The sequence below is a fragment of the Mycobacteroides chelonae genome, assembly GCF_016767715.1.
Classification (GTDB): Bacteria; Actinomycetota; Actinomycetes; order Mycobacteriales; family Mycobacteriaceae; genus Mycobacterium; species Mycobacterium gwanakae.
Window position 1 is genome coordinate 5048630 of sequence record NZ_CP050145.1, and the last position, 12548, is coordinate 5061177.

The following is a 12548-nucleotide window of genomic DNA, read 5'->3' on the forward strand; positions in this document are numbered from 1 at the left end:
GTGCAGTCCCGACGACGGGCAGCCCGTGTTCGGTCGGTGACAGTGCGGTTTCTTGCGAAAGGCGGAGTATGACGACAGGCGCGTCGAACATTCGCCGCGGCGATCGAGGCCCCGCCGTCAGCGAGGTACGCGAGGTGCTCACCGCACTCGGGTTCCTGGAGGATCCCGATGAGGTGCTTGCGACCGGTCGGCATGTCATGCCCGACCACTTCGACCCGACCTTGGACGACGCCGTGCGCGCGTTCCAGCAGCGCCGCGGCCTGTTGGTCGATGGTGTCGTCGGACCCGCGACCTATCGCACCCTGAAGGAAGCCTCCTATCGGCTCGGGGCTCGCACCCTTTTTCACCAGTTCTCCGCACCCATGTACGGCGACGATGTGGCGACTCTGCAGAAGCGCCTGCAAGATCTTGGGTTCTACACGGGCCTGGTCGACGGGAACTTCGGGCTGCAGACCTACAACTCGCTCATGTCATACCAGCGGGAGTACGGGCTGACCGCGGACGGTATTTGTGGACCCGAGACCCTGCGCTCGTTCCAGTTGTTGGGTCGACACGTCACCGGTGGATCCGCGCACGCGATTCGTGAGACCGAACACGTCCGCAACGCCGGCCCACAGCTGTCAGGCAAGCGCATCGTGATCGATCCGGGTCTCGGCGGCGCCGACCGCGGAGTCATCGTTCCGGGTCGCGAGGGCCCGACCAGCGAGGCAGACATCCTGTGGGACTTGGCCAGTCGCCTCGAGGGCCGGATGACAGCGATCGGTATGGACACGTACATCTCGCGCGCCATCCAGAACAACCCCACCGATATCGACCGCGCCACCTACGCCAACAATGTGGGTGCCGATCTGATGATCAGCCTGCGTTTCGACTCGCAACCGACGGTGGCCGCCAGCGGCGTCGCGTCCTATCACTTCGGCAACCTGCATGGCTCGGTGTCCACCATCGGACACATGCTGGCCGACTTTATTCAGCGAGAAGTGGCTGCTCGCACGGGATTACGCGACTGCAGAGCACACGGCCGGACGTGGGACCTGCTGCGCCTCACCCGGATGCCCACCGTGCAGGTGGACATCGGGTACATCACCTCACCGAACGATGTCTCCATTCTGAGCGCCGCCCACTATCGCGATGTGGTGGCCGAGTCGATTCTGGCCGCGGTCAAGCGTGTGTACCTGCTCGGTAAGAACGACCGGCCTACTGGCACATTCACTTTCGATGAGCTGCTGGCCCACGAGCTGTCCGCCGGAAGTTAGTCCGAGCGCACCAGCTCGATCGCGCTTGCCGGACAGAGGTGCGCTGCCTCATCGGCCTTCGCCACCTGGTCCTCGTTCAACACCCCAGCAGCCCTCGGTACGGCAGTGCCATCCGCATCCGCACTGAACAACTCCGGGTGCTGCGCAACGCAGTATCCGGACCCCATGCACAGATCCTGATCGACGATCACACTGAACCCTGCGTGGGCCCCGACCACGGTCACGCCCTCGTTAGGGTAACGGGCAGCCCACCATCGAGCGTCACCGAAAAGTTGAAGTGGTGCTTGGGCTTCCAGGTCTGCGGGAGCGTCAGCCGATACCTCTGGAAAATGATCGTCAACAAGAACTGCGCGTTCATGTAGGCCATGCCGGTGCCGAGGCAGTGGTGTCTGCCCGACCCGAACGGCATGAATGCCAGTCTCGGACGCTCCCTGACAAGTGCCTGGTCCATGAATCGATTCGGGTCGTAAGAGTCTGGGTTCACCCACCAGCGTGGATCACGGTGCATCGAGTACAACGACGGGCCGACGATGGTGTATCGCGGGATGAGGTACCCACCTATCACGTCGTCTTCCATCGCGAATCTAGGATTGAGCGGGTGGCCCTGCAACCTCTGCCCCTCGTCGAAACACGCTTTCGCCCAAGACAACTTGGGTAGATCATCCGGCGTCGGCACTGCACCGTGCAGCGCGTCAACCTCTGCGTACAGCCGGTTGAGGTGATCCGGGTGTGCCAGTAGTAGCGCGAGTGTCCACGACAGCGACGCCACCACCGTCTCGTATCCACCCGCCATCAGGATCATCAGTTCCATGCTGAGATCCCGCTCCGACAACGGACTTCCGTCATCGTAGGTCGCCTCCAACAACAGGCTCAACAGATCCGGGGTCTCGACCGGGTGCTTGCGGCGGTCCTTTATCAGCCTTCTCGTCAATCGCCACAGTCTCCACATCGACCTGGGCGCGCTCTCGCGCCCGGGTAGCGGCAGCAGGTTCGGTAAGGGGCTCATCAACGTCACCGACGCCATCAGCGACATGAAAGTCCTTAAGTTCACGTCAGTTTCGTGGATCTCCTGCGCGGTGATCGACGAGGAGAACATCGCGCGCAGGAACGCGGGCAAGGTCACCTGTGCGATCGCGTGTTGCAAGTCCACCTCCTGCCCGGTGTCTGCCCACCGTGCCCAGCTGTCGACTCGGCCCACGAATTCGTCGGCGATCACCTCTGCCACCCGCGCCAGATGGCGGCGTCCAAACATCGGCATGAGCATCCGGCGCCGCTGCCGGAACTTGTCTCCCTCCAGCATCGGAATCGCAGCACCGATCATGCCCATTGCCGCCTGGCCCGGTCCGATCATGCTGTACCGACCGACGGGGTCGTCCATCACCTGGCTGGCGTAATCCGGATGGTTCACCACAATAATGCTGCCGCCCAATGGAAATGGAACGCTATAGATGTCGCCGAACTCCTTTGCGCAGCGCCGGAAGAACTCGAAGGGTTCACGCCGCATCTCCGGGACACTCCCGACGAACGGTCGGCCAACGGGACCCGGTGGAGTGAGCGCCGCTCTCCCCACTCCCCGCACGGCGCTAGCCGCCAGAGGAATGCCTGCGCGGGTGATCCGCCATGGATCATGCCTACAGAAGGCAGATCCTCCGTGCCGTCTACCAATCTCGTTGACTTCGTGCACCGTCGGATTGAGCGGCAATGGCCCCCAATCTCCCGTCAGCTCACGTGGCAGCGGCACATCTATTGCGCGGGATTGCGTCCCTGCGGAAGCCTCGAATGGACAAGCATCGGTCCTGTTCTCGGCAGTGGGTGGCTGCGGCATGCTCCTTGGTCTCCTTTTCCGAGGGGTGACTACGCCACGGGCACGGGCTGTTTGGAGGGTGCGCCACGCACCGGTCCCAACACCGTGGCTCCGACCGCATCGCGGTAACGCTGACACGTAGGTGAGTACGCCGCGATCACAACAGCCAGGAGGTTGAGGGCCGTGCACAGGCTGGCGATCGCCCACGACGGTCCGGGCCTGAGTCCCAGATGAATCGCGAAGTAGTTCGGCAGCGTGCAGATGATGGTGTAGGCGAGATATGCCCCAGGTGCGACGAATGGGATTATTGCCCAACGGTATCCGCGCATATGCGGCCGGATCACTACCAGTACCCAGGCGATCATCACCAGGAATCCGCCGTTCTGCACGAGGCTGGGCAATGGCACTCCGTACACCAGTGCGTTGTTGCTGTAGTACCTCATCAGGCCGAAATGACTGTTGACCATCTCACCGATGCATTCGCCAATCCCGAAGATCACCGCGAACGAGATGAGTGTCCAAGCGGCCCAACCCTTTTTGATCATCTCGTAGACGAGTAGCGCCGTCGGCGCCGTACCCACCCAGACCAGCGGAACGAAGATCGGAAGGGGCCGGTCGGCGATCGTGACGTAGGGCAGGGCGTTGGTCATATAGGTGGTGGCACCAATGACGTCGAGCCATGGCTCGACGAAGTAGGGCAGGACTGTCACCCCGCTGAGCATGATCAGCCAGTACATCAGCGCGTCTTCGTGCCTCCGTAGGGTCATCCATCCCACCCAGATCAGCGAAATCGCCAGGCAAGTAACAAGTATCGCGACGACGGTCCATGCCCACCACGGCTCACCGTGAATGACTGGTGGTGGACCCCACTGCGCACCCATACTCCATCGTCTCGTCACAAGTGTCCTTTCGCCGTCGGCAAGCGGTTCATTCGGACACTAATGTCTGATTTGAGAATAAGTCAATCATTTCGAGACAAATCATTCCGTAAGACGACACACCTCATCGATAGCCTGCGGCGTCGACTATTCTCAGCCGCATGGAGGACCCCGCGGAACCGCCGATCCGCATGGCAGACCGGCAGCGCGCTCGACGCAGCGAGCTCGTTAAAGAAGAGGTGGTGGAGGCTGCCCTGGCGGAATTCTCCGAGCGCGGGTACCACCAGACATCGATCGCGCATATCGCCGAACGGCTCGGCACCGGCCACTCGATGTTCTATCGATACTTCACCAACAAACGCGACATCCTCGAGCACGTGGTACAGCACGCCACCCAGCGCACCGTCGAAACACTCAGTCACACACTGCCCGGCCGCATTACGTCGCTGGACGAATTCCACGATTTTGCAGTGAATCTCGGACTTGCCTACATCGGGATGGTGGTGGCAGATCCCCGACTGTCGCGCTTGATGCTGCAACAGGGTGCCGCTGTGGATGCGGAGATGACCGCGCAGTTCTGCCAGGTGTTCGACGCCGGGGCTTCGGTTCTGGCTGGCCTATTACGTGACGGGATCGAATCTGGTTATGTCCGGCCGGGTATCGACGTCGAGGCCGTCGCTGATTCGGTGGCCGGCATCCCCCTGGGAATACTTGCCCGCTACGGGCACGACCCCGATCAGGACATTCTCGCATCACGCGTACGCGCAACCGCCGACCTCGTCTGCCGGGGGATCGCCCCCTAGCGGGAATACGCCGCTCCCTGTGAGCGTTTCCCGCCGCTGTGAACACATTCACCGTCGGTGATGCGACAGTCACACAGCTCACCGAACTTGCGGTGTGGCCGATCCCGCCACACGATTGGTATCCAGCCATCAGCGAGCAACAGCTCTCGTTCGCCCGAGCCACCTATGCACCGTCGGCCGTCTCGGCAGATGGTGCCGATCTGATCTTCTCCATCCACAACTACCTCATCGAGCTGGGCGACGCCGTCGTGGTGGTCGACACCTGCTCGGGCAATCACAAGAACCGGCCCTTGTTCCCAGACCTCCACATGCTCGATACCGACTACCTGACTCACCTCAAGCACGCAGGATTTGATCCCGAGGACGTCGACATCGTCATCAATACCCATCTCCATCTGGACCATTGCGGGTGGAACACCCGGCTGATCAACGACACCTGGCAGCCCACCTTTTCGAACGCCACGTACCTGTTCCACGCCACTGAGCTCAAATACATTCAGGCACAATGGGAGTCGTCTCCGGCAGGTGAGTGGGCCGAGGGGGGCGGCTGGGTCTATCAGGACAGTGTCCTTCCGGTCCTCGAACATTCTCCGCACCGCTTCGTCGCCCCGGGTCATCAAATCCACGCGCACGGTTCCACGCGCATCACCACCCTGGACACAGCCGGGCACACACCGGGGCACCTTGCCATCGAAATCAGTGCTCCGGGCACCGGTGTGATCATCTCCGGCGACGCGCTACATCACCCCATGCAGGCCCAGTTTCCAGATCTGCCCTTTTTCGCGGACGCCGATCCTGTCATGGGTACCGCTGCTCGTCGCGCACTGCTCGGACGCTGTGCCGACGAAGACTTGCGCCTGGTGACCGCCCACTTCCCCGCACATCTACCGATGGGTGTCCGCCGCAGCGGCACCACATTCGAATGGACGGACCCTCCGGCCGGGCAATGAGCCCTGCCGCTAGAACGCGGCGCCCACCACCGGGCCGGCCCCCGCAGGTTGCGGAATCCGCACCGACTCCAGGAGTCGCTCCAACGCGGCCTCCACGTCGGCCTTCCAGCCGAGCCCGCTGTCAAGCTCCAACCGCAGTCGCGGGAAATGCTGGTGCGGTGCGACCACCGTGAAACCCACATCCTTCAGGAAGTCGACATCGATCATGCACTGCTCGATGGTGCACTCCCCCAGTACATCTGCCGCTTCCGAATGCCTAGCCAACGACCCTTCGCAAAGATCCAGCGCCTCGCTGGTCCGGCCGAACGCCTCCAGCGCGCGCACACCGCGGCGCACTAACTCGGCGACCACATTGGCGATGATGCTGTGCGGCAATCCGTCTGACTCGTGACCCGGCTCCACACCCAAGGACGTCAGCAGGACTGCATCCGCACTGACCGGGGCGGTCGGGAACAATTGCGCGCGAGGCACCACCCCGGGCGGGGCATACAACGCGTATCCCACCGTGGCGGGCCGGGACTGCGGGCCGGCTATTGCGACCTGACCGCATGACCCCCACTCGAGCATGACCATCGACAGCCATGCTTCCTTCTCGAACTCTGGGTCCGACAGGTGCTGGCTGTCTCCGACGGTAGCGGGGTCCACTTCCCAGAAGACACACCGCCGGGCGTGCTTGGGCAGCTGCTCGAAACCATCGAGCCGCAAAGGAACGATCCGAGCCGACACTGGTCTTGTACGCCTCCACGTCAGGTCCACATGGTGCGCGGAACGCCTCGAACGTCCGGCAACCCTTCAAGGATATGCGAAATTTCTGGTTTGGCACCCGGCGACCTTGCCGCGGTACCTGGAATGCACGGCCGGAGCCGTCGTTGTGCCGATGATTCCCCTGTGGAGCCGAAACTTCTTACTTGCCAAGCGTTTTCGCGCGGAGGCCGCGCTTCGAGGGTTTTCGCGTCACAGTGACGTTTCTCCCCCGTGGGCTAGGACGTGGCTTCGCCGGACATCATGTCGACAATTCGCTGCAAATCTTCCACCGAGCCGAACTCGACGACGATCTTGCCCTTGCGCTTGCCCAGGCTCACCGTCACGCGGGTGTCGAAGGTACCCGACAAGCGCTCGGCGACATCCTGCAAGCCCGGCATCTGGATCGGCTTGCGCCGCGGCGCCGGCTTGGGAGCATCGCTGCGGTTCGCCAGCGTCACCGCTTCCTCTGCGGCCCGTACCGACATTCCCTCGGCCACGATCCGGGCGGCAAGCTCCTCCTGGGCCTCGGCTCCACCCTCAAGAGCGAGCAGCGCCCGCGCGTGGCCGGCCGATAGGACTCCCGCCGCGACCCTGCGCTGTACCGCGATCGGTAGGCGCAGCAGTCGGATCATGTTGGAGATCACCGGGCGCGATCGACCGATCCGGGACGCCAACTCTTCATGCGTCACTTCAAACTCATCGAGAAGCTGTTGGTACGCGGCCGCCTCTTCCAAAGGATTGAGCTGTGCCCGGTGGATGTTCTCCAGCAGCGCGTCTCGAAGCAGATTGTCGTCGGCCGTCTCCCGGACAATCGCCGGGATGGTGTCCAAACCGGCCTCCTGGGTAGCACGCCACCGCCGCTCCCCCATGACGAGTTGGTAGTCACCGCCCTCGACCGCACGCACCACGATCGGCTGCATCACACCGAACTCGCGGATGGAGTGGACCAACTCCGCGAGCGCCTCCTCGTCGAAGACCTGGCGCGGCTGCTTGGGGTTGGGCTTGATGGCCGTCACCGCGATCTCGCGGTACACCGCGCCGATATCGGTGGCCGGTGCAGACGGAGCCGCTGGGCCGCCGCCGATGATCACATCGGCGGCCGCGTCACCCAGGCGCGGGCCTGCGGGGGTGGGTGCACCATCCACCGGTGCCGTCGGGATCAGGGATGCCAGGCCTCGGCCGAGTCCGCCCTTACGCCGTGATGCTGGCGACTGACTCATCGGTTCCTTCTCCCTTTTTGCATCCGCTGTACGCACCTGATCATCTTCTCGTAGTGCACAGCGTTCATTGTGGATCACTCGCCGACGGGCTCGGCCGCTGCGCGAGTTCGCGCGCGGCATCCAAGTAACTCAGGGCTCCCCGTGAACCCGGGTCGTATTCGAGGACGCTGGTTCCGTATCCCGGAGCCTCTGAGACCTTGACGCTACGCGGGATGACCGACCCCAACACCTTCGGACCGAAGTGGCTACGCACTTCGTCCGCCACCTGGTCGGCGAGCTTGGTCCTACCGTCGTACATGGTCAGCAGAATCGTCGACACATGCAGCGCGGGATTCAGGTGGGCCTGGACGAGTTCGATGTTGCGCAGCAGCTGACCGACGCCCTCCAGCGCGTAGTACTCACACTGGATCGGGATCAGCACCTCGTTCGCCGCCACGAGTGCGTTGACCGTCAGCAGGCCGAGCGAGGGCGGGCAGTCGATGAATACGAAGTCAAACGCGTCGGCGGGTAGCCCGGCGATCGCGCCACGCAGCCGGCCCTCACGAGCCACCATCGACACCAATTCGATCTCGGCACCGGCCAGGTCGATCGTCGCCGGAACGCAGAAGAGGTGCTCGCTCTGTGGACTGGATTGGATCGCGTCCTTGATGGGGATCTCACCGAGTAGGACTTCGTACGACGACGGGGTGCCCGCACGATGATCGGCACCCAGTGCGGTGCTCGCATTGCCCTGTGGATCGAGATCGATCACCAGAACATTCAGACCCTGCATCGCCATCGCGGCGGCGAGGTTCACCGCGGTTGTGGTCTTGCCGACGCCACCCTTCTGGTTGGCGATCGTCAGCATCCGGCGATGCGCCGGCTTCGGGAGACGGACCGATCCTTGCTTGATCTGGGTGGCACGCTGAGCGGCTGCACCGATCGGAGTCTCCGACTCCTCAAAGTTCGCGGGTGAGCGGTGGCCGTCACCCGTTGCGCCGGTTTCACGTGAAACATCGTCGCTAGTCACTGTCGTCTCCTTGATCGGATGCTCATCGGCTCCGCTTCCGCGTACCGTCGCGGGAGCTTCCCCGTCGACGGCCTCCGTCGCATTCTTTCCGCCGCGCGACCACCACCGTGGTGGGCGGATCGAGGTACCGCGTGCCACACTGCACCACCCTCACATCGTCAGCGCCGAGCAGGCTCAGCGCACTACCGTACTGCTGCACTTCTTCATCGGCGCGATCGCCTTTGATCGCCAACATGCGTCCGCCGACCCGCGTCAACGGAAGGGACCACCGACCGATCTTGTCCAGTGCCGCGACCGCCCGAGACGTGACCGCGTCCGCCCCGCCAACCTCCGCGATAACACTTGGCTCCTCCGCCCGGCCGCGCACCACCGATACGTTGGTGAGGCCCAGCCGCTCGATCATTTCACGGAGGAAGTCGGTGCGGCGCAGCATCGGCTCGACCAGAACGATATCGACGTCGGGGCGTGCGATACCCAACGGGACACCCGGCAGACCCGCGCCGCTTCCGACATCGATCACTCGCTCACCGGAGTCGAGTAACTCCCCCAGCGCGGCGCTATTGAGGATGTGGCGCTCCCACAATCGATCGGCCTCGCGTGGGCCAATCAAACCGCGCTCCACACCAATCGTCGCGAGTGCGTCAACGTAGTCGACCGCTAGAGGCAGCCGCTCGCCAAAGACCTCGGCTGCGGCCTCCGGCACCGGGAGGATCTCGCCGTGTTTCACGTGAAACATTCCTCCCGGAGCGCGGCCACTGAATTACATGGATGGGATTTGGTGGCGACTAGTCGTGCAGGACGACGACACGACGCGAGGGCTCCACGCCCTCGCTCTCGCTGTGCACACCGTCGATTGCCGCAACGGCGTCGTGCACGATCTTGCGCTCGAAAGGAGTCATGGGCGCGAGCTCCTCGCGCTCACCGGACTCCAGCACCTGCTTGGCGATCTTGGTGCCCAGCGCCGCCAGCTCGTCACGACGACGGCCACGCCAGTTCGCGATATCCAGCATCAGGCGGCTGCGCTCACCGGACTTCTGCTGCACCGCCAGCCGGGTCAATTCCTGCAACGCGTCGAGCACCTCGCCCTTGCGGCCAACGAGCTTGGACAGGTCGCCTCCGCCGTCGATGCTCACGATCGCGCGGTCTCCCTCGACATCGAGGTCGATATCGCCATCGAAGTCCAGGACGTCGAGGAGCTCCTCGAGATAGTCGCCGGCGATCTCGCCCTCGGCAACCAGACGTTCCTCGAGATCCACCGTGCGCGTCTCACCCTCGGGTGCGGCGTCGACCTCGGTTGTGGTCTCTTCGGCTTGAGTGTCCAGATCGGTCATCGTTCTTCTCCCTCTGTCACGCCCGTGCAGAATCGCGGGCGGTTAGCGCTTGCGGCGACGATCGGGCCGAGCACCCGGCTTCGGGGTGCGGCTCGTCGTACCTGATCCATTGGTGGAGTCCGGGGAAGCCTGTCCCCCGGTGTCCTCGTCCGTGCCACCCGATTCCACAATCTCGGTGCTATCGGATTCGTCTGCTTGTTTCGCCGGCTGGTTCTTCCCGCCGCGCGTCGGCTTGGCACCTGGCTTCGGGGCATTCGCGGCCCGTCGCTCCAGATCCGCCTGCTTCTTCTCTTCTTCTTCCTTAGCGATGTGGTTGAAGACGTAGTGCTGCTGACCGAACGTCCAAATGTTGTTGGACACCCAATACAGGATGATGGCGATCGGCAGGAACGGACCACCCACGACCACACCGAGCGGGAACACGTACAGCGCCAACCGGTTCATGATCTGGGTCTGCGGGTTGGCCTGGGCCTCAGGACTCTGCCGCGCGATAGAGGCCCGGCTGTTGAAGTAGGTCGCGATACCCGCGATGACCATCAACGGTATGGAGACTCCCGCGACAGCCCACCTGTTGAATTCGGTGAACGCGTCCAGACCCGTCGTCTGAATCATCGTGGCGCCCAGCGGGGCGCCGAACAGGTTCGCGTCCAGGAAGTTGGCCACGTCGCCCGCGCTGAAAATGTAGTTACCCGTGGCACGGTTCGCCTCTACCGACATATGCACCTGACCGAAGCCACCGGTAGTTCTATTGAACGAACGCAGTACATGGAACAGACCCAGGAACACCGGAATCTGGGCCAGCATCGGCAGGCAGCCAAGGATCGGATTGAAACCGTGCTCGCGCTGTAGCTTCTGCATCTCCAGTGCCATGCGCTGACGGTCGTTCTTGTACTTCTTCTGCAGAGCCTTGATCTGTGGTTGCAGCTCCTGCATCTGCCGGGTGGTCCGAATCTGGCGGACGAACGGCTTGTACAGAATCGCGCGGAGAGTGAACACGAGGAACATCACCGACAGCGCCCATGCGAAGAAGTTCTTGGGGCCCAGCAGGTACGCGAACAGCTTGTACCAAACCCACATGATCGCCGAGACGGGATAGTAGATGAACCCGAGACTGAACCAATCAAACATCCGCTGTACTCCTCCGCACGCTCACGTGCTCTACGTCTTCGTGCTTGGTATGGCGTTCAGGAATCGGATCCCATCCACCGTGGTGCCAGGGCCCGCACTTCAGTAGGCGGATCGTGGCCAACCAACCGCCGCGGACCAGTCCGTGCACGGTCAACGCCTCGACCGCGTACTGGCTGCAGGTCGGCATAAACCGACAACTGGGCAGACGCATCGGCGAGACCCAGGTTTGATACAGGCGAATCAGGAAGATCACCGCGCGTGCGGGACGGCTTTTCATGGCTGCCGCTCTGGTGCGGGTTCCAACCGGTGTATGGACCGGTGGACTCCGTCTCGCAATTGCTGACGCAGACTCGCCGAGAGTGCCGTGCTGCTACTGGGCAGCGCTCTGATCACCATGCGATCCACGGGTTCAAGTGTGGGGAGCACCTCGGCGGCAACATGCCGGAGCCGACGAGACACCCGATGGCGCACTACCGCGCCGCCTACCGATTTCCCGACGATCAAACCGACCTTGGGACCCTCGACGTCGGCCGATGTGGAACCCACACAGCCACGTTGCAGATGAATCACCAAGTCCGCGTGGGCAGTTCGCACTCCACGCTTGACGGTCTGCCGGAATTCGGATGATTTGGTCATCCGGTGTCGAGTCGGTAACACCGACTACCTACCTGCGCCCGAAACTCAGGCGGTCAGTTCCTTGCGGCCCTTACGACGCCGGACCGCAATGATTGCGCGACCGGCACGGGTGCGCATGCGCAACCGGAAACCGTGGGTACGCGCGCGACGCCGATTGTTTGGCTGGAAGGTCCGCTTGCCCTTTGCCACCGCTACTACTCCTTTATGTCCGTCACGTGCTCAACTGACATCACTCACGCCGCCCGTTCACGACGCATGCAATGTGCTGAGACGCATCAGTCCGTTGGTACTGCTCACTCGCCACCGGCGCGGTGCCTACGGAATCTTGGGTTTCACCCCTGATGACGTGCGGGTCGCGGCCGTGCCGCCAACGTTCGGGCGACTGTTTGAGGGTACTGACCTGCTCGTCGCCGGTCAAACTGATCCCAACCGTCACACGCGTATCCCCTCTGCACAGCAGTCTGTCACCTTTACGAAAGTTGTCACCACAGTCACGGGATAGGTTGGCGGGGCGGCACAAAAACTGTTAGCTTCTGCGAATGCCGTTTCCACCGGGCGAATGCATCGGAACCACCCACGCGGGCCGATGCCGATCGCGGTCGGACACCGACTAGCCGGTCCCCCGGAACAGGTGATCCGACGTGATCTCCTGGTATGCGCACACTGACCACCGCAGGGGTGGTCTGCTTTGTTGTCCACAGGTGTGGATAACCGTGTGGAAACCCACGACCGATCATTGAAAAGGGGCTACTGTCGACGTGTCCCCTACTGCCAGAGAGATGCTCGCTG

At 62.9% G+C, this 12548-nt stretch carries 15 protein-coding genes and 1 pseudogene; 4 read left to right on the forward strand and 12 right to left on the reverse strand.

Annotated elements, in window-relative coordinates; translation table 11 throughout:
• Positions 1 to 68 precede the first annotated feature (68 nt).
• Entirely contained in the window at positions 69 to 1256 is a 1188-nt protein-coding gene (locus tag HBA99_RS24610; protein WP_030097682.1) for an N-acetylmuramoyl-L-alanine amidase, read from the forward strand.
• Here the strand turns inward: HBA99_RS24610 and HBA99_RS24615 are convergent.
• The 3 genes from HBA99_RS24615 to HBA99_RS24625 are packed head-to-tail and all read right to left on the reverse strand — an operon-like array spanning position 1253 to position 3941.
• A complete protein-coding gene (locus HBA99_RS24615; RefSeq protein ID WP_256364555.1) occupies positions 1253 to 1474 on the reverse strand; it encodes a ferredoxin in 222 nt (73 codons plus the stop codon). The two genes, HBA99_RS24610 and HBA99_RS24615, sit on opposite strands and share 4 nt — an antisense overlap.
• A 2-nt stretch (positions 1475 to 1476) precedes the next feature.
• A complete protein-coding gene (locus HBA99_RS24620) occupies positions 1477 to 3081 on the reverse strand; it encodes a cytochrome P450 (RefSeq protein WP_081347657.1) in 1605 nt (534 codons plus the stop codon).
• 29 nt (positions 3082 to 3110) lie between these two features.
• Positions 3111 to 3941 (reverse strand): hypothetical protein, encoded by an 831-nt coding sequence (locus tag HBA99_RS24625; protein ID WP_070951765.1) that lies wholly within the window; start codon positions 3939 to 3941, stop codon positions 3111 to 3113.
• A 158-nt stretch (positions 3942 to 4099) separates the two neighbouring features.
• Here HBA99_RS24625 and HBA99_RS24630 point away from each other — a divergent pair, with 158 nt between their 5' ends.
• Complete coding sequence (locus tag HBA99_RS24630; protein ID WP_057968873.1) at positions 4100 to 4741, forward strand: TetR/AcrR family transcriptional regulator; 642 nt, start codon at positions 4100 to 4102, stop codon at positions 4739 to 4741.
• Positions 4742 to 4779: 38 nt separating this feature from the next.
• Positions 4780 to 5691 carry an MBL fold metallo-hydrolase gene (locus HBA99_RS24635; protein WP_070951764.1) on the forward strand — a complete coding sequence of 304 codons (912 nt, stop codon included), beginning with the start codon at positions 4780 to 4782 and terminating at the stop codon, positions 5689 to 5691.
• Positions 5692 to 5700: 9 nt separating this feature from the next.
• Here HBA99_RS24635 and HBA99_RS24640 read toward each other — a convergent pair whose 3' ends face one another.
• The 9 genes from HBA99_RS24640 to rpmH form a co-directional block, all read right to left on the reverse strand.
• The gene (locus HBA99_RS24640; RefSeq protein WP_057968875.1) at positions 5701 to 6417 is read right to left on the reverse strand and encodes a hypothetical protein; all 717 of its coding nucleotides are present in this window, start codon (positions 6415 to 6417) and stop codon (positions 5701 to 5703) included.
• 254 nt (positions 6418 to 6671) lie between these two features.
• Positions 6672 to 7655 carry a ParB/RepB/Spo0J family partition protein gene (locus HBA99_RS24645; RefSeq protein ID WP_070923934.1) on the reverse strand — a complete coding sequence of 328 codons (984 nt, stop codon included), beginning with the start codon at positions 7653 to 7655 and terminating at the stop codon, positions 6672 to 6674.
• A 64-nt stretch (positions 7656 to 7719) separates the two neighbouring features.
• Positions 7720 to 8577, reverse strand: a complete 858-nt coding sequence (locus HBA99_RS24650; protein WP_227457888.1) for a ParA family protein — start codon at positions 8575 to 8577, stop codon at positions 7720 to 7722.
• Between the two features lie 109 nt (positions 8578 to 8686).
• Complete coding sequence (rsmG, locus tag HBA99_RS24655) at positions 8687 to 9400, reverse strand: 16S rRNA (guanine(527)-N(7))-methyltransferase RsmG (protein WP_070923933.1); 714 nt, start codon at positions 9398 to 9400, stop codon at positions 8687 to 8689.
• Between the two features lie 49 nt (positions 9401 to 9449).
• Positions 9450 to 9995, reverse strand: coding sequence for a Jag family protein (locus HBA99_RS24660; protein WP_030097692.1), 546 nt, complete (start codon positions 9993 to 9995; stop codon positions 9450 to 9452).
• Positions 9996 to 10037: 42 nt separating this feature from the next.
• A complete protein-coding gene (gene yidC, locus HBA99_RS24665; protein WP_030097693.1) occupies positions 10038 to 11123 on the reverse strand; it encodes a membrane protein insertase YidC in 1086 nt (361 codons plus the stop codon).
• The gene (gene yidD, locus HBA99_RS24670; RefSeq protein ID WP_057980052.1) at positions 11116 to 11400 is read right to left on the reverse strand and encodes a membrane protein insertion efficiency factor YidD; all 285 of its coding nucleotides are present in this window, start codon (positions 11398 to 11400) and stop codon (positions 11116 to 11118) included. Before yidD ends, yidC begins: the two co-directional genes overlap by 8 nt.
• Entirely contained in the window at positions 11397 to 11780 is a 384-nt protein-coding gene (gene rnpA, locus HBA99_RS24675; protein WP_075874121.1) for a ribonuclease P protein component, read from the reverse strand. Before rnpA ends, yidD begins: the two co-directional genes overlap by 4 nt.
• Before the next feature lie 24 nt (positions 11781 to 11804).
• Complete coding sequence (rpmH, locus tag HBA99_RS24680) at positions 11805 to 11948, reverse strand: 50S ribosomal protein L34 (RefSeq protein WP_030097696.1); 144 nt, start codon at positions 11946 to 11948, stop codon at positions 11805 to 11807.
• Between the two features lie 73 nt (positions 11949 to 12021).
• Between rpmH and HBA99_RS24685 the strand changes: the two are divergent.
• A pseudogene (locus HBA99_RS24685) lies at positions 12022 to 12426 on the forward strand (hypothetical protein).
• Positions 12427 to 12548: the final 122 nt, after the last annotated feature.